Annotated in this window: 22 protein-coding genes and 1 pseudogene; 12 read left to right on the top strand and 11 right to left on the bottom strand. The window is 41.6% G+C overall.

The window, feature by feature from the left end; translation table 11 throughout:
- Positions 1-10 precede the first annotated feature (10 nt).
- Complete coding sequence (locus tag JU57_RS04565) at positions 11-910, top strand: formate dehydrogenase subunit gamma (RefSeq protein WP_037957524.1); 900 nt, start codon at positions 11-13, stop codon at positions 908-910.
- 87 nt (positions 911-997) lie between these two features.
- Here JU57_RS04565 and JU57_RS13665 read toward each other — a convergent pair whose 3' ends face one another.
- From JU57_RS13665 to JU57_RS04620, 11 genes are all read right to left on the bottom strand, one after another.
- A complete protein-coding gene (locus JU57_RS13665) occupies positions 998-1,840 on the bottom strand; it encodes a helix-turn-helix domain-containing protein (protein ID WP_051906589.1) in 843 nt (280 codons plus the stop codon).
- 181 nt (positions 1,841-2,021) lie between these two features.
- Positions 2,022-2,504, bottom strand: coding sequence for a YceI family protein (locus tag JU57_RS04575; protein WP_037957525.1), 483 nt, complete (start codon positions 2,502-2,504; stop codon positions 2,022-2,024).
- Positions 2,505-2,521: 17 nt separating this feature from the next.
- On the bottom strand, positions 2,522-3,808 hold the full coding sequence (locus tag JU57_RS04580; protein WP_037957526.1) for a hypothetical protein: 1,287 nt from the start codon (positions 3,806-3,808) through the stop codon (positions 2,522-2,524).
- Positions 3,809-3,882: 74 nt separating this feature from the next.
- Positions 3,883-4,695 carry a helix-turn-helix domain-containing protein gene (locus JU57_RS04585; protein ID WP_037957528.1) on the bottom strand — a complete coding sequence of 271 codons (813 nt, stop codon included), beginning with the start codon at positions 4,693-4,695 and terminating at the stop codon, positions 3,883-3,885.
- A 537-nt stretch (positions 4,696-5,232) separates the two neighbouring features.
- Entirely contained in the window at positions 5,233-5,544 is a 312-nt protein-coding gene (locus JU57_RS04590) for a DUF190 domain-containing protein (RefSeq protein ID WP_037957530.1), read from the bottom strand.
- Positions 5,541-5,930 carry a fluoride efflux transporter CrcB gene (gene crcB, locus JU57_RS04595; RefSeq protein WP_037957537.1) on the bottom strand — a complete coding sequence of 130 codons (390 nt, stop codon included), beginning with the start codon at positions 5,928-5,930 and terminating at the stop codon, positions 5,541-5,543. The genes JU57_RS04590 and crcB overlap by 4 nt, the downstream gene beginning before the upstream one ends.
- A 188-nt stretch (positions 5,931-6,118) precedes the next feature.
- Positions 6,119-6,886, bottom strand: a complete 768-nt coding sequence (locus JU57_RS04600) for a class I SAM-dependent methyltransferase (RefSeq protein WP_037957538.1) — start codon at positions 6,884-6,886, stop codon at positions 6,119-6,121.
- 99 nt (positions 6,887-6,985) lie between these two features.
- Positions 6,986-8,008, bottom strand: a complete 1,023-nt coding sequence (locus JU57_RS04605) for an ABC transporter substrate-binding protein (RefSeq protein WP_037957540.1) — start codon at positions 8,006-8,008, stop codon at positions 6,986-6,988.
- Positions 8,009-8,019: 11 nt separating this feature from the next.
- Entirely contained in the window at positions 8,020-10,104 is a 2,085-nt protein-coding gene (locus JU57_RS04610; protein ID WP_037957541.1) for a TonB-dependent receptor, read from the bottom strand.
- Between the two features lie 165 nt (positions 10,105-10,269).
- Positions 10,270-10,716 carry a hypothetical protein gene (locus tag JU57_RS04615; RefSeq protein WP_051906591.1) on the bottom strand — a complete coding sequence of 149 codons (447 nt, stop codon included), beginning with the start codon at positions 10,714-10,716 and terminating at the stop codon, positions 10,270-10,272.
- A 199-nt stretch (positions 10,717-10,915) separates the two neighbouring features.
- On the bottom strand, positions 10,916-11,689 hold the full coding sequence (locus JU57_RS04620; protein ID WP_037957542.1) for a TOBE domain-containing protein: 774 nt from the start codon (positions 11,687-11,689) through the stop codon (positions 10,916-10,918).
- Positions 11,690-11,968: 279 nt separating this feature from the next.
- Here JU57_RS04620 and JU57_RS14015 point away from each other — a divergent pair, with 279 nt between their 5' ends.
- From JU57_RS14015 to JU57_RS04670, 11 genes and pseudogenes are all read left to right on the top strand, one after another.
- Positions 11,969-12,163, top strand: coding sequence for a hypothetical protein (locus JU57_RS14015; protein ID WP_294875893.1), 195 nt, complete (start codon positions 11,969-11,971; stop codon positions 12,161-12,163).
- A 12-nt stretch (positions 12,164-12,175) separates the two neighbouring features.
- Positions 12,176-12,415, top strand: a pseudogene (locus JU57_RS14020) (MotA/TolQ/ExbB proton channel family protein); the annotation flags it as partial.
- A complete protein-coding gene (locus JU57_RS04630) occupies positions 12,405-12,812 on the top strand; it encodes a biopolymer transporter ExbD (RefSeq protein ID WP_037957544.1) in 408 nt (135 codons plus the stop codon). The pseudogene JU57_RS14020 and the gene JU57_RS04630, both read left to right, overlap by 11 nt.
- Positions 12,809-13,486, top strand: a complete 678-nt coding sequence (locus tag JU57_RS04635) for an energy transducer TonB (protein WP_037957546.1) — start codon at positions 12,809-12,811, stop codon at positions 13,484-13,486. Before JU57_RS04630 ends, JU57_RS04635 begins: the two co-directional genes overlap by 4 nt.
- Positions 13,487-13,495: 9 nt before the next feature.
- Entirely contained in the window at positions 13,496-14,044 is a 549-nt protein-coding gene (locus JU57_RS04640; protein ID WP_051906593.1) for a hypothetical protein, read from the top strand.
- 158 nt (positions 14,045-14,202) lie between these two features.
- The gene (locus tag JU57_RS04645) at positions 14,203-15,228 is read left to right on the top strand and encodes an ABC transporter substrate-binding protein (RefSeq protein ID WP_037957548.1); all 1,026 of its coding nucleotides are present in this window, start codon (positions 14,203-14,205) and stop codon (positions 15,226-15,228) included.
- Positions 15,225-16,241, top strand: a complete 1,017-nt coding sequence (locus tag JU57_RS04650; protein ID WP_037957553.1) for an iron ABC transporter permease — start codon at positions 15,225-15,227, stop codon at positions 16,239-16,241. The genes JU57_RS04645 and JU57_RS04650 overlap by 4 nt, the downstream gene beginning before the upstream one ends.
- Positions 16,238-17,026 carry an ABC transporter ATP-binding protein gene (locus JU57_RS04655; RefSeq protein ID WP_037957556.1) on the top strand — a complete coding sequence of 263 codons (789 nt, stop codon included), beginning with the start codon at positions 16,238-16,240 and terminating at the stop codon, positions 17,024-17,026. Before JU57_RS04650 ends, JU57_RS04655 begins: the two co-directional genes overlap by 4 nt.
- Before the next feature lie 84 nt (positions 17,027-17,110).
- Positions 17,111-19,123 carry a TonB-dependent receptor gene (locus JU57_RS04660; protein WP_037957557.1) on the top strand — a complete coding sequence of 671 codons (2,013 nt, stop codon included), beginning with the start codon at positions 17,111-17,113 and terminating at the stop codon, positions 19,121-19,123.
- Positions 19,124-19,471: 348 nt separating this feature from the next.
- Entirely contained in the window at positions 19,472-20,215 is a 744-nt protein-coding gene (locus JU57_RS04665) for a molecular chaperone TorD family protein (protein WP_051906595.1), read from the top strand.
- A gap of 83 nt (positions 20,216-20,298) precedes the next feature.
- The gene (locus JU57_RS04670) at positions 20,299-20,496 is read left to right on the top strand and encodes a hypothetical protein (protein WP_037957558.1); all 198 of its coding nucleotides are present in this window, start codon (positions 20,299-20,301) and stop codon (positions 20,494-20,496) included.
- Positions 20,497-20,509: the final 13 nt, after the last annotated feature.

The following is a 20,509-nucleotide window of genomic DNA, read 5'->3' on the forward strand; positions in this document are numbered from 1 at the left end:
AGGAGCAGCAATGAAAAAGTCTATCATCTTGTTCATTGCACTTCTTGGTTTGGCATCAGTGGCGTACGCCAATGAAAGCCAAATCTGGGGTGAGATGCGCATCCAAAATATCCTAGGATACGGACAAGAAGAATCCCTTAAATTAGGCGTCTTGTTCACTATGCTTCAAAGTAAATACTTTGCATGGGTCTTTTTAGGCGTTTTGTTGGGCGTTCCTTTGGTGTTTTTCTTACACTATAAAATTGTAGGGCCTAAAGTATTTCCACACAGTCATAAGAAACATTATGCCTTTAATCTGTTTCACCGAACCGTCCATCAAATAGCCGCGGTTAGCTTTTTGGTGCTACTTCCCACAGGATTTATCATCGTGTTTGGTGACTTCTTTGGGGGTGGGACACTCGTGAGAATGGCAAAGAACCTTCATGGACTCTTTACGATTCCGTTTGCGATTGTGGTCATCCCCATGGCGTTGATGTGGCTCAAAGAGGCACTGTTTAATCTGGAAGATGTGAAGTGGTTTATGATTTTAGGAGGCTATCTTTCTAAAGAGAAACAGATCATTAATGCAACCCAATTTAACGCCGGTCAAAAGATGTGGTACTGGGTCGCAATCCTTGGTGGCATCACGATGATTTTAAGTGGTGCTTTTATGTTTTTCTTGGACTTTAAGATGGAAATGTTACATAACATCACAGGTCTTAGCCAGATTGATTTACTGCGCGTTGCAGCGATTTTACATAACGTTATGGGCTTTGCCGTAGTCGCACTTTTCATTACACATGTGTATATGTCTATGTTTGCGATTAAAGGCGCTGTGTATAGCATTATCACTGGCTACGTCGAAGAAGAGGAAGTGAAGATTCTTCACAATGCGTGGTATAAAAAGTTGAAAGAAAAAGGCAAGTTTTGATCTTACACGCTTTCCAAGCTAAGGTCGAATTATAGGGTTACATGTAAGCTTACATGTAAAGAGAAAAGCCCCAGAAATGGGGCTTTTTTAAAGTGATTGTTTGCGAAAGACCAATGGGGTCAATCCCGTCTCTCGTTTAAAAAAGCGGCTAAAATAGGCTGCATCTTCAAATCCTAACAGCGCAGCAATTTCATTGGAATTCATCCCTGTATAACAGAGCAGTCGTTTGGCTTCTATGACAGTTTTGGAGCGAATGTATTCACCACACGTGATGCTCGTATACTCTTTGACGGCATGATTGAGCACTTTGAGTGAAATCTTGAGTTTTTTAGCATAAAATGCAGGGGTTTGAATTTTATAATTATTGCTCTCCAAAAGGGTGTTGAGTGCGCCAAAAATGGTTGTTTGGGTATTTTCATTGACGACATTGGGCAGAAGCCTTTGGACTTGAATCAAAAAGAGTTTGAGTAGGTTGTTGATCGTGCACTGTTTGAGTGCTTTTGCGCTTTTAAACTCTTCATGTAAACTGAGCAACAACCCCTCTAAGGCACTGTATGCTGGCTCTTCAACCAATAAATAATCAAAATTAAAGATAGAGAGATTTTCCAAAAACGTTTTGTCTGCAAAAATAGAGATGTCAAAACGGAGCAAAAATCCTTGAAATTCTCCTGTGTAAAGGGGTAAATGGATTTGAGAAGGCAACATCAGATACAAAGAGCCTTTTTGCATCGGTCTATCGATAAAATCAATGCGCATAATGCCATTGCCTTTTTCAACAAAAATAATTTCATAAAAAGGGTGTCGGTGTGGAAGTGGAGGAGGCGTTCCCTCTGGCAGAGGTGCATGTTTGATTTGACCGATAAAAAAGTTTCTCTCCTCATTGGGGCTGTTTGGGTCAATATCGTAAAAAAGTTTGACTTCAGTGTGCATGATTTTTCCTTGATTGAGACGAAAAAAGTATAGCAAGTTTAAGGTTTACTTACCATACGCTTTACTGCTTAATTTTGGTACAGCTGTTATGAAACAGAGCTGTACCAAAAGAATATTTAAGGAGAAAAAGAGAGGTGCTTGGCGGCAAAAACCTCTCTTCATGATAATGGGATGTAGAAATTTATTTCTTGATGTCGTATTTAACGGTTACTTCATCACCTGATTTAATCGCACCAAACATAACAGAAGGAATCTCTAAACCAAACTCTGTCATTTTGACTTTAAAATTACCAGAGACATGATCTAGCGTTAAAACTTCGGGCTTTAACGTTTCGGTTCGCTCTTTATCCAGCACTTTGAAAACACCTTTGACGGTTCCTGCGGCAAGATCTGCTTCAAGAAGCTTAAAGGTAATCACATTGTTGCGATCAATTTTAAGTGTCTCATAAGCTTTCTCATCGAGTCCTTCATCACCACTTTTCAGTGTTTTAATTTGAACGGAAACGTTCAATTTTGTGATTTTAGAACCATCGTTTTCAAAAGCAACATCGGTTTTGTTCGAGACCATTTTCCAATCATGGAGTGTTGATGTTCCATGAATCTCAATATTTTCAGCGTATACCAAGCCTGATAAAAGCAAAAGGCTGCAAATCAATTTTTTCACGTTAAATCCTTGTAAAATTAGAAGCTAAGCGCTGCGTTGACCATAAAGCCGTTGAAGCTTGCATTGCCGTTTCTATAGATAGCAAATTTCTCACGCTCTTGATCGATATATTCGATTTTTGCAACAGCATTTTTAGAGAGGAACCAGCCCGCTGCTAACTGCCATTGGGTTAATTCTGCATCACCAAAGTCATTGAAGGCATCTTGATATTCTTGAACAGCATTTTCATAACGTGCAGCTAGCCAGAATTTGTCATTGTAGAAACGTTGGACAAGATCGACCGCGTAGTGTTTTGTATCGGCAGATTTACCGTTGATATCTTCTGCATTGATGACTTCATACATAGCGTAAAATTCGGTATCTTTGTATTTTAAGAAAAAGTTTGTTTTAGAAGCAAGAACATCGGGTGTTATAGTCGCTGTACCCGCAGAGGTGTAAACCGATGTTGGTTGCCATCCAGAAGAGAAAACATCGGTATTTGCTGTACCATAAACGTTTCGAATAACATTACCCGCTTTATCGCCATTGTATAAATCGACTCTGTTGACACCTTCGATATAATAGACAGATTCGGTAATTCTAAAGCGTAGGTCATCACTAAATTCATGATCAAAACCAATTTTTCCATAAAGTGCATAGCGGTTACTGCTCGTACTTGCTGTTTCAACAACGGTTGTATCTTGAGGATTGGCTTGACCGTTTGTAACACCTACCATCGCAAATGAACTAATGGCAGGAATGCGGTAAAGGACTTCAACATGCGTACCTTGAGTGTAGCCATCAACTGCTAGGTTATTAATAAAAGGATTGCGCATAACATTGGCATTATCCGTTCTTCTGTACTGATCATCACCATAGTTAATATCATTGACACCGATTTTGATGGTGGTATTTCTCATAACATCAGAGAGAAAACCAGGCGCTATAAAATCCAAGTTATCGATCGTTGCATAACCACCTTTGACATAGGTTTCATTGTGATGGTGACTTGCTAGCATGGTTTGTAATTTGACATTAAAACCACTCATGATTTTTCCATAAATATCAAAGTTTGCCGTTGGTAAAATGAGCGCTTCTTCAATTCCTCCACTACCTAAAGAGTACGTTGTACCATTCGTTGTAGTTCCTTGATAATCTTGACTCAATCCTTGATAATAAAAAGACAAGTCAACGGCAAAACTGACTTCTGGTTTTCCACTGAAAGCAGAAGTATCTTTTTCTGGTTCAAATTGTTGAACAATCTTAGCACTCGCCAAAGTGCCACAGACAACTGTACTTAAAAGTACGATAGCGATTTTTTTCATTGTAATTCCTCCGAAAGTTAAATTTCAGATAAATTATAACGGTTAACTTTTATTTTTAAAATGGATTTTCATTATTAAAAATTGTACTTTTCTTCCATTGCATTACGAAAATGCTTTGGAGAAACACCAACTTCACGTTTAAAGAAACGACTAAAGTACGCAGGATCTATAAAGCCTAAACGATCAGCAATTTCATTGCAAGACAGGGTGTCGTATTTGAGGAGTCTTTTGGCTTCTTGCATCGTCTTCGTGCGAATAAATTCACCGCAGTTAAATCCTGAACTCTCTTTAATAGCTTGATTGAGAAGCTTGACACTGGTTTTTAATTTTTTAGCGTAGTAGGTGACAGGTGTGATTTGGTAGTTGTTCTCATGCATAAGATCATTGAGTTTTGTAAAAAGCGCATTGGTCATAAACGATGCAGGTTTTGCAGGTAACGCACGTTTGACATAAATGAGCAAAATTTGAAGCAGATTGGTAATCGTGCAATCTTTAAATGATTTGGATGTGCGGTATTCTACATGTAAATTTTTCAAGATCGTTTCAAAGGACAAAAATTCAGACTCACTGACATTCACCGTATCAAAATGAAAGAGGGAGATGTATTCGATGAATGATCGCTCAGAGAAGAAAGAGGCATCGAATTTCAAAAGATACCCATGAAGATTGCGCGTGTGTTCCCAGCCATGGATTTGATTGGGGGAGACGAGAAAAAAGGAGTGTTTGTGAATTTCATAACTCTGACAATCCACGTAAAATGTTCCTTCACCTTCAAGAATAAAAAAAAGTTCATAGCAATCGTGTTTATGCCGAGGCACAGGCGTTAGATATTCGATTTTATCAATTTTAAAATGCTCTTCAGTGATACTGTAATGAGGTAATGTCATCATACCCTCCTTTTTAAAAAATGGTTATGAATTGAAATCTAGAAATAGGAATTAAAGTTATTATTTTTTCGTCACTTATATGAAAAAATGAGAATTGTATTAACCTTAATATTTCCATATTTTTATGAAGTATATCAGATAGGTCAGTTGTATATAAATGGATTTTCAGGATAAATGATAGTACTTTTAAGCCCTATTATGTAGTAAAAGTGTCTTTTTTGTGGCATAAAGATTCACTTTAGCGCGTTTTTATGGTGTTTTTAGATAGAAAATGTACTTTTGAGAATTATACTCATAAACTAGTAGTATTTGATAAGTGATATGTGATAAAGTTTTAAAAATGAAATGAATTTTGGTACCCTATAAAAATAGTAGACAAAGATTGTTTGATTTTATAAAATTAATTCGTCTATTCTTGAGTGATTAACTATTATATTTTTTAATGGCTGTGTCAGAAAACAAGGTGCTAGAAAGTGTGGAGTATTTTAAAAAAGAGACGAGCGTTCTTGAAACTCACTGTGCAAGAACGCTCGTGAATTAAAGTGTCCCAAATTCGATTGCAGTTTTGGTGTAGAATAGCCCTAGTTTTTCTTCATTTAAAAGCGCAAAGAGTTTTTCACACTCTGTTTCATTTACATTCATAATAATCTCAAGTGGCTCATCCGCCAGTTCAAAAAAGTTGGAGGAGTGCAGCTTCCCATCTCGCCCGACGCCTTGTGCAGCATGAAGAACCGTTATGCCTTTAATACCGATTTTTTCAGCAATCTCCATAAGCCACTGGCTGATAGGCTCACCATTAGGGTGTTTACGACTTTGCAGCGTTGAAAAAACGAGTTGAAAACCTTTCATAAGCTTCCTTTGTGAAGTAGGGTGTAACTGGCAATGCCAAGCAGTGTCATCGTGATCGAACCCATTAGATGTAAAAAAACGGCCACGATGCTCATGCTAAAACGCCCTTCTTGAATGAGGGTCACAATCTCGGCGCTAAAGGTGCTAAACGTGGTAAGTCCGCCTAAAAATCCAGTAATGATAAAAAGTCGCCATTCAGGCGCTAAGGCTGTATTGGAAGCAAAAAAAGCGATGAATAATCCAATCAAATAACCACCCAGTAAATTAGCACTGAGGGTACCTAGTGGAATGGAAGGGTAAAGAGAGTTTAACTTAGTGCCTAAAAGCCAGCGTAAAAGTGCGCCAAACCCCGCACCTGAAAAAATAGCCAAAACGGTGTAAAACATCCCAAAACCTTCTATAAAATTTGAGGAAGTATAACATAAAGGCGCTTCACCTGCTGAAAGTGGGCGCATGGAAGGGGGGGAAATCTTTACATGTAAAGATTTTAGCAATGATAGGGGTTAAAGTTTTGGAGCAGGATTTTTCTATTAAAGCGTACATGAAGATGCCCCAAAAGGGCATCTTCATCTTTTTACGACACTCTCCATAAAATAATCCCTTTTTCGGCTTCCGTGGTCACTTGCACTTTATCACCTTCAAGATTGGCGACTAAAATGGACTCAACGATTGCTTCATCGGGTGTAATTTCTTTGCGTTTGAGTTGATCGTAGGCGTACTCTTTTGCCTCTTCAAAACTGTAGGTTTCACTCCAAGAAGTTTCAAAAAAGCTACTTTCATAAGCGATGTTGCGCTCATCTAAGATGTCAATAAATTGTTTTGCCTTAATGCAACCTGCCGACGCGCAATCTTCCTCTTCTTCGATGATATGCGCTTTAACTAAGGCTTCGACCAGTTTATTGATGCGGTATTTTCCCCAGCCCACATAAATGCCCAGTCTTTTGGTCGCACCCAGCATCTTTTCAATCTTTTGAAGATCGCTAATCGCAGGCGTCATGGAGGCGATGACGATGTCGTATTGTTGGCTCAGTGGAAACGAATCCCAATCGCTTTGGTGGGTGTGCATTTGAGAGCTTACACCTTGCTCTTTCGCATCTTCATTGAGTGCGGCTAGCATGCCCTCAGAGATGTCCATCGCTGTGACAAGGGCTCCTTTTTGGGCTAAAGGAATGGCAATGGCTCCTGTGCCAGCCCCAATATCTAAAATAGAAGCACCTTCAAATGAGACATTTCTGTTTTGACACCAAGAGAGGATGTGATTGACATCTTTACTCATTGAAGCATCATTAAAACGCGGGTAGCGCTTTGCCATATTGTCCCAAAAGTTGAAATTGGGTTCCATGAAGTATCCTTTGTAACGTTATATACACAGCACTATAACGAAATTTACTTCGAAGTACAAGAGAGGCGTGCTTAAATTTACATCATGAAACCCAAGGCATTAAAGATCAAAATAGGTTTTAAGATCCTCATCACTGAGTGCAACACCAAAAAAGAGTTGGTAAAACGCTCTGACTTTTTCTTGAATTTTGTACGGATAACGGGTCGGATAGAGTTTACTCGCAATCCAGTGTACCCCGATAATGCGCATAAAAGAGGGTGGGTGATCTGTCCAGTTAAACGGCGATTTTGGGATAAGATAGACATGTTTGGCTTGTACCGCTTTGAGCATCGCCCATTTTTTATCTTCAAAGATCGTTTTGTAAAACGCAGGACTTTGGACGATGATCACTTCAGGTGCATAACTCAAAACCTGCTCAAAACTGACCTCTTGCATGCCTATGACGCTGTTTTGAACGCACTTATGGACTAAATTGCCCCCTGCTAGCACTAAAGGTTCGGAGTGAAACGAGACATCGCACTCCGTTTGTAACCCAAAAGGACCTTCGGCATAATAAACTTTGGTACGTTCCTTTAGAGGAATGCTCGCTACAAAGGTTTTTAGCTCGTCCAGATAGGTTTGCGCCATGGTAGCAAGGGCATTCGCTCTCTCCTCTTTGTGCATCACTTTGCCAAGATAACGAAGCACTTCAGGGTAATTGCGCGAATCATCGATGTTCACTTTCAGTGCAGGAATGTTGATGCGCGCCAAATCTTTTGCCGTTTTTTCATTCAGAAGCGGCGTATCCCATGTGATGATCACGTCGGGTTTTGCGGCGATAATGGCTTCAAGATTGGGTGTGTTATTGCCGTGCCAACCGCCTAAAATGGGAAGACTCATAAAATGTTTGGACAAAAATGTGTCACCATTGGCGTTGTCTTGGTTGGTTTGTGGAAAATTGACACCAATGAGGGGTGCGTCATCAATGACGTAAATCATAAAACTAATCGGTGGTGCCGAGCCGTAAATGCGCGTGATAGGTTCAGGCAAGGTGATTGATTTGCCCGAAATATCAACAAACGTGCGCGCTTCATTGGCAAAAAGCGAAACGAAAACAAGTAAAAAAGCAAGAATAAAACGCATCATAACTCCTTTTAAAATGCTGCTTTAAGCGATAAAACACCGTTGATACCAGCATTGTCAGGTAAATACCATGCCGTTGAAGAGACTTTATCAAGGTGTTCACGATAGGATTTATCGAAGATGTTATTGAGTTCAAAACTGACCACCGCATTTTTAAGAACGCCTAGTTTTGAAAATCCATAGCTCATCGAAGCGTTGGTCAAAGAATACCCTGGTGTCGCGATTTCGCCATTGACACTAGAGATGCGATCTTGATTGTCGACAAAGACCTCTTCAAGTTTCCAACTAAGCCCAATGGAGCGTTTTTGTGCCAAGGAGAGGGTCAGTTTTTGAGGAGCAATAAAGGCTAAAGGTGTGTCATCCTCTTCATTTTGACCACGTGTGTAAAGGTATGCCGCTTCTACAAAAAGATCATTGCCTAGTCCATAGCCTGCCATAGCTTCAGCACCGTAAATGATTGCTTCATCAAGGTTGATATAACGTTTGATAGGAAGTCCACCTGTGGTCATGTAACCTGTTTTAACCAGCTCGATGTAATCAGAGTAGCGTTGGTAGTAAAGCGCTGAGGTGTAGTAAAAACGCTCGTACTTACCATCCATTCCCACGTCAATGTCCCATACTTTTTCATTTTCAAGCGTTTGATTAGGTATTTGGCTTCCATAGCTTGGATTATTACCATACGCTTCGTTAAAATACGGGGTTCGCTCGGCGTTAGAGAGTTTGATGTAGGGTACAAACGCAGAAGAAATCTCATAGCCTGCTTTGGCACTCATGGAGAGAAGATTATCGCGCTCATTGGTATTGGTTTTCTGAATCAGCGCATCGAGTGCTTCGGGGAGTAAGGAATCCAATTTGGTGGTATTGACATTGGAAGTAACGTTGCGTTTGACATTTTCATAGCCAGCGCTCAGAGTGTAAAACGCTTTGCCATATTTAATGTCATCACTCAGTTGCAGACCCACATTGGTATAATCACCCCCTTTAATACCAAAGGCGCTCGTCCAATCGCCCCATGTCCCTGTTGAGTTATTCCAACTTCTCACACCGTTGGTGATCTCCATTTTAGAGTAGGTCATCACCAATGAGAGCGTTTGATGCTCATCTAACTCTTTTTTGCCCGAAAGCTTAGCGCCTTTGGTATTGCTTTCTCTAAAAAGCTCTTGATTATAGGGGACACCTGACTCTTTTTTGGTATTGATGTCATAGTGCAAATCGTTTTTAAAGATTTGGAAATCAATGTCGCTTAAGCCATACCACTCTGCTTTCCGAAACCCTACAAAATAGGTTTTGGCATCATCATTAGGGTGATCGGTATAGTTCCAAACACCGCTTTGTTGATAGCGCGAGAGTGGATCGGCTGAGCTGCTTTTATCTTTCATAAAACGACCGTAAATATAGCTGTCATCCCCTGTTTTTACCGCTGTAGAGATAGTGTAATGTTTACTATCGGAGTCAGAATGAAGGACTTCGTCTCCTGCGCCATTGTCATAGTTATTGTATTCGCTCACACTACCACTGAGTGAGAAGTTGACAAATTGATTGTAAAGGGTTGTCCCAATGCCCGTGGTATAACCTGTTTGTGAAAAAAGCGATGTTTTGGCGTTGATGAAACTGGACTCTTGAAATTCATCGCTTGTGCTAAATTTCGGCTCTTTGAGCTTGACGATCACAGCGCCGTTCATCGCTCCCATACCGACATTAGCGCCATTCGCTCCTCTGTAAACATCCACCTCTTGCACGTCTATCATCGTAAAAAGATTCGTCGAATCTGGGTGCGCTGCATTGATGCGCATTCCTTCGATATAAATGGGCACGCCATTCACACCTCGTCCTCTGATGTAAGGCTCAGCGTTGTATTCACCTGCTTTTTTGTAGTTGACAAAAAAAGTATCGCCCAGTGCTTCATTGAGCGTGGTGGGTTGGCTTGAAAGCTCTTGGGTGTCAATGGTAGTTTTTGCATCACTAAGACTTAGGGTTTGAGAAGTCTCTTTCTCTTCTTCAACCGAAACAGGCTCTAGGGTAACACTTTGCGCCGCATAGGCAGATAAAGAACACAAACTCATAGCAACGATCCATGAAAGCGGGGTTTTCTTCATTCTAATTTCCTTAGGGTTTTGTTTACATGTAAAAGGTGTTAAACGTCAAAATACGATTGAATGCTTTCATACGGATAGCGTTTGACCATCTCCATACTCGTCCTTCGATTAATCATACGAATCGAGATAGCCTCAACCCAATTCCAGATTTCGGGCAAAAGTTCTTTAGGAACGAACGGCGCACTGTTTGAGCGCTTTTCGAAAGCTCATGAGCCAAATATCGCGCCCCGTTTCGGTCACTTCAAAAGGAAAATGGCGATCACGAAGTTTGGGGTGCCCTTGCACACTCGTGTAGAGGTCTTTGCCGCCTAACATCTGCACAAAAAAGTCTTCGATTTTGCGCGTAGCAGCGATAAAAGCAGATTCCTCTTGTGGATAGAGATGCCCAATCTTACTGTGGCGCACGAGCTCATGATGGACTTTGACCACTTCACGAATTTTCGCTTCACCAAGAGCTAAATACGTTCTATTGGAAGGGAAAAACAGCTCAGGAAAGATCATATCGATCTTCGGATGAGCTCGCCTTGGGCTCTCATCGGCAACGGGAAAAGGTGCGTTTGTGTCGCACTCACTGAATAATTGAACTTGAATTCCATCGATTATGACAGGCATGGTGTCTCCTTAGAGTATTAGAATACGTAATAATTTTTACACTAATACGTTATATAAATAAAAATATAATGATAGCAGGAAAAAAAATGTATGGCAAGGGTAAAAATAGCGGAAGTATTATTTTATGCGCATCAAAATGGTTACAATTTAAGCATTATAAAAGAGAGCAGGGGAAAATAAAAAAGGCGTTTAAAGGGTATCAAACGCCTAAAATAACATTGGATGCTTTGAAAAAAGCATACGCTTCTTCGTTGATTTTAAGATGAAGTGGCTCAAACGCATCGTTGGCAATGGTCGCAGTGATGGTGCTTTTGCTCTCTAACTCTAGCGTCACTTCAGTGTTGGACGTGTCGCTGAGAATTTGGATGATCGTGCCTTTGAGGAGGTTTTCACACGCGATGGTTGGTTTGGTTTTTGAAAGAAGCACGGAGCTGGCTTTAATGATCGCAATCGCACTCTCTCCGAGATGAAGTCCAAGCTCTTGGTAACTGTTTTTGGTGATACTGGAATAAATTTTATCAGCAGCTTTGATGGTCAGCTCAATCGCAACATTGACAGCATCTTCGCTAATGGCGCTGATAGTTCCTATAAGTTGGTTGCGTGCGCTCAGTTTCAACGAGAGTCGGCTTAAGGTCTGAACGATGGTAAGCAGGTCGTCACTGTTGGCAAAAAGATCCAAAAATTGTTGGTGTTTAGCTTGCAAATTGTGAAATGCCGCGATGACCTCTTCGCCTTTTGGAGTGATAATCGTCCCACCACCGCCTTTGCCGCCACTTGTTTTTAGCACCAAAGGAATCTCTGAAAGGTTGTTCATGGCATCCACGGAATCCCATGCAGCTTTGTAACTCATCTTCATGACTTTGGCGGCTGCGTGGATTGAGCCAAACTCTCGAATATTTTCTAAAAGCTCAATGCGCCCTTTGCCAAGAAAATTTTTATCGCTTTTTTTCATCCAAAGTCGTGCTTCTAACATGGGTGTCCTCTGTATCCTAGGAAGGAGTAATTTAAAAATAAGTATAGCACAAAAGTCGCGTGAAGCGCTTTTAGGAAGCCTTTTAGAAACGGGAGTGCTTATTTTTTAAACACTTTTGCAGGTGTTGGGTGTATACTTTACCGTTGTATTGTCATGTATATTACGTTATAATGGTCTCGTTTCTTGTTGTCAGCTCTTTTTCGCTCAACCGTTATTTATGTGCAGTACATATCGGTTGAGCTTAAAGGGTTTTGGAGATGGCTATTTTAAGGAGAAGAGATGTTGAGTGAAAAACTTTTATCGTTTGCCCTCTTAGGGATCGACCCCGTACTGTGGGTGTTGGTCGCCATGAGTGTGTTAGCAGTTGGGGTGATGATAGAGCGTCTTTTAGCGTTTAGTATGATTGAAAAAAAGTATCAAAGTATGGATTATTATACGTTGCGTCTTAGCCTTGAGGCGCGTTTGGGCATTTGAGCCACCTTTGGCAATAACGCCCCTTTTATAGGGCTTTTTGGAACCGTTTTAGGGATTATCCAAGCGTTTCACATGATTGGCTCGTCCAATGCGTTTGATGTGCAACCCATCATGCAAGGCATCTCTGAAGCGTTGATCGCCACGGCGACGGGACTGTTTGTCGCCATTCCCTGTGTCATCGCTTACAACTATTTCATCAGACGGGTCAAAGTCATTTTAACATACAAAGAAGCGCAGCTCGATGAAGCGTAAATTTGTCTATGAGAGCGATATTGCTGAGATCAATATGACCCCTTTTGTGGACATCGTACTGGTCATCTTGGTCATTTTTATGGTCACGGCTACCTTTGTGACGCAAGGCAAAATTCCGCTTACTCTTCCCCAAGCATCCCATGCTGAAAACCGCAAAGATGAGCAAAAGCCGATCACACTCTCGTTGAACGAATCGGGTGAGCTTTATTATGATGATGTGGCAGTTTCGCTCGAAGATTTAGATGCAAAAATCGCCCAGATCAGTGCCTCTGAGCCTCATATTTTACTACGCAGTGACGCAAAAACACCGTTTGAATATGTGGTCAAAGTGATCGATCTGTGTAAAAAATACCGCATCAGCACCTTTGCGATTCAAACCACAAAGGGTGGCGCGTGAGAGCATCGCATTTTTTTGCCGCTTCGTTTGGAACACTCTGTTTACATGTAACGATTGCCTATGCGCTTTTTATGGGAAGTGTAATGATCCCAAAACCCGCTATACGCGAGCTTGTCGTTACGCAAGTGAGCTTTTTGGATGAGCCAAAACCTACGCCTAACACTGAAGAGGTTAAAGAAGCAATCGTTCCGCCAAAGGCTGAACCCATTGTTGTGAAAAAACCCGAAAAAAAGGTGTCAAAAGAGATCGTTAAAACCGTGCCAACACCCAAACCCATTCTGACAACGGATGCTTCGCCTGAGCCTTTTGTCGAAGAGACTGTTGAAGTTGCACCCACCACCAAAGCACAAGAGCAAGCAGTGAGTGCACCTGCGCGCCAAAGTGATGATCTGCTCTTGGCGTATCTTGCTAAAGTAAGGCAAAAAATTCAAGAGAGCCTTCGTTACCCCTCTATGGCTAAAAAAATGGGCGTGGAGGGTGAAGCGGTCGTGCAATTTTTGATTCACGCCAATGGAACGGTTGATGCCTCGTCCATTAAGATTGCAAAATCCAGTGGTAAAGCGATTTTAGATCGCAATGCTATGGATGCCATTTTGGACGCTGTTCCATTCGATCTTCCTCCTAAAGCGGCGTTGGAGATTGCAATTCCCGTTGTTTTTAAGCTCAAATCCTAAGGAAATTTCATGTGCAATGGTCATCATTTTCTTCATAAACCCCCCGTTGCTAAAAAGAGCGAAAGTCTTCAGTGGAGCCCTATCAATTTAAAAGCGCCACTGCCTGTGATTATTTTACCGACGCCTGGTTTTTTAACCAAACTTGGTGCTGAAACGATTCATAACATTGTGTTGCATCACCACCGCTTGCTTCAAAAAAGTGCTGTTTCGCAGATGTACCCAAGCGATGAAGCGCATTTTATGGAAGGCGTCACTAAAGCGAGCCATTTTCTCATTCAAGCTTTGGGTGGTGCAAAAATCTATACGTTTAGTTACGGTCCGCCCTCTTTGTGTCGTACGCACGCCCCTTTTGCCATCGATGATGAGGCTAGGGAGGTATGGCTGATGGCGTACAAACAGACTCTACATGATCTTGATTTCCCCAAAGAGTTGATCGGGGAGTTTTGGAACTGGATCGAGCCTTTTTCGATGCGCATGGTCAATCGTCGAAGTTCGAGTGTGCCGATGAAACGTATTTTGTATGAAGATATAAAAGCTGAGTTTGGACTCTTTTCATAGAGTTTTTGCAAAACTCTTGACACGCTTTTAAAGCAAAGCTTTAAAAACTACGTTAACACTAGGTTTTCTTCGGCAGAAGGCCCGCGCACCCTTGGTGCTTTTACTTCTTGCAAAACTGGTTTTGCAAGAACTCTAATTTTTTACATGTAAGGATAAAGATGCGAATTTTAGGCGTTATTGGAAGTGTATTACTTCTTCTTTTAAGCGGTGCATGTGCGCGTGAGATCGTCGATATGGGCGGCAAAACAGTTGAAATCCCTGATGTCATCACCAAAGTTTTTGGCACATCGCCACCTTCGACGTATATGATCTATACGATTGATGCTTCTTTGATCGTAGGGCTTAATTTCAACCATGCGCGTGGCAATAACGAATCCTCCAATATGCTTGACCCTCGTTTTATGGCACTTCCTGTTGTGGGAGGTCTTCAAGGAGGCGGTAATAGCATGAACAGGGAAACCTTGCTCTCGTTGCATCCTGATGTGGTCTTTTTGTGGAACAACGATGCTTCGAGTCAGTTGGCGAAGTATCTTTTTGAGAGCAGTAAAATTCCGAGTATCAATGTGGATTTGGAGAGCGTTGAGAGTTTGCCCAAAGCATATCTCTTTTTTGGCGAGGTTTTAAACAGACAAGTTCGTGCAAAAGTGCTTGCAGATTATGCCAGTGCTGCACTGGAAAAAACCAAAAATGTTGTGCAAAACAACGCCACAAAACGCCCTATTGTCTACTACGCAGAGGGCGCAGATGGACTTGCCACTGAGTGCGACCAGTCGTTTCACTACGAAGCGATCAAATTTGCAGGCGGCATCAACCCGCATTTATGTTCGACCAAAAGCGGACTTGGGATGGAAAAAGTCTCTTTGGAACAAGTTATTTTATACAATCCTGACATCATCGTCGCGCAAGAGCGAGATTTTTTTGAGAAAGTCAAAAGCGATACGAGGTGGAATTCCATCAAAGCCATCAAAGAGGGCAAAATCTTTCTCGTGCCAAAAGTGCCGTTTAACTGGGTTGACCGACCGCCTTCGTTTATGCGGCTTTTGGGCGTAAGGTGGCTGACGCATATCTTTTACAATACACCCAATTCAGAGCAGTTTGCGCAAGAGATGCGTGAGTTTTACAAACTCTTTTTAAACATCGATCTCACAGAGCAACAGATTTATGAAATTTCGGGCGTGCTATGAAAAACTCGTTTCTTTTTGGCATGATGATTGTTATGTTGGGGGCAAGTTTGCTGATTTCACTTGCTCTTGGGCGCTATGAAATTGACCTTGGCACACTGACGCAACTGCTCTTATGGAAACTGCTGAACATTGGCACGGCTCCCAAAGAGGTGATGCTGCTGTCTAACATTGTGTTTGACATTCGCCTGCCACGCATTTTAGCAGTCATTTTAGTCGGCGCTGCACTCTCGGTTTCAGGTGGGGCGTTTCAAGCGATGTTTGTCAATCCTCTGGTGTCACCAGGCATTTTGGGCGTACTCGCTGGCGCTTCGTTTGGCGCTACACTTGGCATTATGATCTCTGATAGTTGGTTTGGGGTACAGCTTTTCTCATTTACCTTTGGGTTTGTAGCGGTTTTGGTCGCCCTTGGTGTGGCGAAGATTTACGGTAGAAGCGGCTCACAGACGATCCTTTTAGTCCTTGGTGGTGTTATCTCCAGTTCGCTTTTTTCCGCACTGCTTTCAACGGTGAAGTATGTTGCTGATCCGTACAATAAACTTCCGACGATTGTCTACTGGCTGATGGGCTCTTTCAGCGCAGTCGATATGAAAACACTCTCAAGCGTTGCCATTCCGCTGATTTTCAGTACCATTGCCCTTTCGTTAATGGGCAAATACCTTAATGTTTTAAGTCTGGGCGATCAAGATGCCAAAGCGTTAGGTGTTCATGTGGTGTGGGTACGCAACAGTGCGATTTTACTTGCCACACTGCTTAGCACGCTCACCGTCGTGGTGGCGGGAATGATTGGCTGGGTGGGGCTTATCATCCCACATATCGCACGCTTTTTGGTAGGAGCGGATAACCGTGTTTTACTTCCGATGTGCGCCCTTTTAGGGGCAACCTTTCTTATCATCGTCGATACCTTGTGTCGTACCTCGATGAGTGTGGAAATTCCCATTGGGATTGCGACTTCGCTCATTGGTATTCCCATCTTTGTTTTTGCGCTGAAAAATGCGAAAAAAGGATTTGCATGAGTTTTTACAGCGCAGAAAATCTTTACTTTTCTTATAACAGTACGCCGATTTTGCAAGGGGTAGACCTTCGCATTGAGGAGGGTTCCATCGTCTCACTTTTAGGGCCAAACGGTACGGGAAAAAGCACGCTGATGAAACTTTTTTTAGGACTTTTAAACCCCAAAAGCGGTGAAGTGATCTTAAAAGGAAAGCCGTTGCAGAGCTATTCGATCAAAGAGAGGGCTTTACATGTAAGCTATGTTCCACAAAGTACACAAGTCGCTTTTGCGTTTTGTGCACTCGACATTGTCATGATGGGGCGCATCGCTTTTGAGTCATGGTTTCAAAAACCAAGTAAAAAGGACAGGGATTTAGCACGCGCTGCGATGGAGCGATTGGGCATTGTTTATCTGGAAAAGCGTATCTTTCAAACGCTGAGTGGTGGTGAAAAACAGTTGGTGTTAATCGCTCGTTCTTTAGCGCAAGGGGCAAAAATCTTGGTTATGGATGAGCCCGTTTCGGGGCTAGACTATGGCAATCAACTGCGCCTTTTGGAAACGATCCTGAAGCTCTCCAAAGAGGGCTACACCTTTTTAAAATCAACCCATTTTCCCGAACATGCGCTGATGTTGGGTGGTTACACCTATGCGCTGAAAGACGGGCATATCTTGGCGAATGGGCTTACATGTAAAACGATTACTGAGGAGCTTATTAACGAGCTTTACCACACGAATATTGAGCTTAAAGAGACGGTTTGCGGCTATCCTGTCTGTATTCCTTCGTTTGTGCACACGATTAAAATGTAAGAGGTTGGTTAGATTTTTTGAAAAGTTAGAAGTATCGTTATATAAAATACAATACTATGTTTTGGTAGCATACAAGGAGAAAAAATGAAATTTAAAATTGGCGTAGCACTCTCGTTGATCACCGCATCTGTGTTGATGGGTGAGACGTATGAGTTAGGAAAAATCGAGGTAACTTCACAGAAGGATATTAGTCAAAATCCAAGTGTGGATGTTGTTTCTGCAGAAACAATCAAAGAGAGTGAAGCAAAAACGGTTGTTGAAGCACTTCAAAGTGTACCGAGTGTTTATGCGGATTACACAGGGGCTAGAGGTGAGTCAAAAGTGCGTGTGCGTGGCTTTTCGAGTACGCGTGTGCCTATTTATATTGATGGTATTCCTATTTACGTTCCTTACGATCACAATATCGATTTGGCGCGGTTTAAAACCTACGATATTGGTGAGATCGATGTTTCCAAAGGGTATGTTTCTCCGATGTATGGGGCAAATACCATGGGTGGAGCGATTAACCTTATTAGCAAAAAACCGACCAAAGAGCTTGAGGGCGAAGTTGGTGCTGGCGTATTTAGTGGCAATGGCTATGAAGAGTATGCAACCATCGGAACCAAGCAAGAACTTTACTACGGCTTACTCTCCGTTTCCAATATGCAAAGGGATTATTATAAACTTCCAAGCGATTACGATTCAGCAGGGCATCAAGAAGGGCGCAAACGTTCCAATTCAGAGTATGGCGATAAAAAAATCAATCTTAAAGTCGGCTATACGCCCAATTCAACGGATGAGTACTCTTTGAATTATATCGCGCAGCGTGGTGAAAAAGAGCAACCGTGGTTTGCGATGGCGCAAGGTTCTACAACGAACAATGCTTACAATCGTAACTGGGATTGGAAAGACTGGGATAAGACGAGTTATTATCTGATTACCAAAACGGCTATTGGGGAGCATTATCTTAAAACACGTCTGTATTACGATGAGTTTTACAACAAAATTCTGTTTAAAGGAACACCGCAATCTGGGTCGCAAGATGTTGTGAGCGAGATTTCAGAATACGATGATCATACCTTTGGTGGTATTGTCGAAGGCGATATTAAAATCGCTGATAACCATCTTTTAAAACTTTCTGTTTCTCAAAAATACGACAACCACAAAGACATCAGCTCAAAATCTCCTAATGCAGATCTTAAAGATGAGAGTAAAACGTTGTCATTAGGCGCTGAATATTCATGGCAACCGAATGATAAATTGACATGGACATTAGGTGGTAGTTACGATAAAAATGAGGTGACAAAAGCAGAATACCGAAACAGTGCAGGAACACACATTGCTGGAGAGTTCCCCAAATACGACTCCGATGCCTTCAACCCTCAAACCATTCTGACATTTAACGCCACAAAAGAGTTGATGTTTTACGGAAGCATCTCTCAAAAAAGTAACATGCCAACACTGAAAGATCGTTACTCTTCAAAATTTGGAGATTATATTCTCAATCCTAGCTTGGATGCAGAACGTTCTACGACGTATGAAGTCGGCAGTGATTGGGCATTTGTGGACGATCATCATGCAAAAGTAGCGCTTTTTTACACCAAAACAAAAGATTATATTGCTTCCGTGAGTGGTTTAACCAATACAGATGCTACGCTGGGTTGTACCGGTACCAACTGTAAACAGATGCAAAATTTTGATCAAGAAGAGCATAAAGGTGTGGAAATTAGCTTGGATTCGCTGTGGAGCAGTCAGCTTAAAAGTACGCTCTCTTACACCTATATTGACGCAGAAATTGAAGACAGTAAAACGGCAAATGCTCAGTACACGACCGATACACCCAAACACAGTTATTATGCAAGCATGACCTATTCACCGATTCATTCGATTGATATTACTCCTATCCTTCGACACGAAGGTGAGCGTTATTCCAACGTAACAGGCAGTGAAAAGAGCAGTTCGTATACGGTGGCAGATATACGCGTTGCGTACAGACCTGTCAAAGCGCTTGAACTCGCCGTTGGCATTAAAAATCTCTTTGATGAGCTTTATTACTACAATAATGGCTATGTTCAAGAGGGTCGAAACTATTACGCGAATGTGCGTTATAGCTTCTAAAACGCTTTACATGTAAAACAGTTCAGAGGGCTTTAATGTTCTCTGAACTATACTTCCTTCATCCGCTTTAGCCCCCCGAGTAATATGCTTAATTTGCATATTTAAGTTACTTTTAAGTTTTTAAACTACTCTTTTTAACCCATTCTCACCTAAGCAAATCTGTGGTAAATTTTCTAAAAATCGGTCAACAACTGTTTACTAATTTCATAAAATGAAGCATCAAACAAGGGCAATAGTTTCACAAAGAGTTCATGTTTTCCCCTTGTTTTCGAGGTTTGTGAACGGTTTGAAGTAAATAAGACTAAATCGGTCTACTTTTGTTGACTTTAAGAAATGAGGAACAAAGACGTGATAAATAAAGAATCGGTTAATAAAGCCCGCTCACTCTACTATGGCTTTTTGAGCAAAATGTTTGTTTTTACGACAAACAGTGATCGCTATTTAGGAATTAATGAAGCACTTGAAGTGATGATACAAAATCCTATGGATGAAAATTCGGGTGAAGCACTCAAAGAGATTCAAGCTTTTTTAAAGACCTGTGGACAAACTGCCTTGGTTCAAGAGTACGATGACATCTTCCACAACCCTGCTTATAAAGTGGTTCGCAATACCGCTTCGTATTATGACGAAGGCGTTGAGAGCGGTCACCAACGACTCGCCGTTAAAAACTTCCTTGCCAAAACCAAAATCAGACGTGATGAAAACCATTTTAAAGAGAATGAAGACAGCGTTGGGTTTATTTTCACCTTTATGCACGAACTGATCGAGCTCATTATGCACGGTGGAAAAGAGTACGAAACTATTCAACACTGTCTTTTTGTTGAAGTGATTAATCCGTTTGTGGATGAATTTGTTATCAATGTTTACGAACATCCGATGTCTAAAGCGTATCAATCCGTCGCGATTGTGTTAAATGCGTTTATGGCGTTTGAGCGCATGTACTTTGAGGTTGCAAAACCTCCTTTCAAAGAAAAAGTAAGGGTTCAAAAACCCGTCGAAATGATCTCAGGTGCCGAAGCAAAAAGACGTGCTGAAAATAAAGCTAAAAAGATGGCTGGGCTTGAAGCCAAAGTGGAGCGCGCTCTGCGCTAGCAACTTAAGAGATTGCTCAAAAGTACATTGGCACTTTTGAGCAATCTCTTGCAAAAGAGATTTAACCCTTTTAGGAGGCTAATATGAACGAAAGCAGACGTGGCTTTGTCGCAAAAGCTGCACTGGTCGGCGCAGTTGCTGCCGTTGGTGCTGTGGGCGCGACAGCGAGTTCTTCTGGAACAAAAGGTTCAAATGGCGTTGTTGTAGGTAAATCTAAAAAGAAAGAGATTACCTATAAGAAAACACAAGCATGGGAAGATTATTATAAATCTGCCCTATAAACGAGGAGGCATA

This window comes from Sulfurospirillum sp. SCADC (assembly GCF_000743525.1).
Classification (GTDB): domain Bacteria; phylum Campylobacterota; class Campylobacteria; order Campylobacterales; family Sulfurospirillaceae; genus Sulfurospirillum.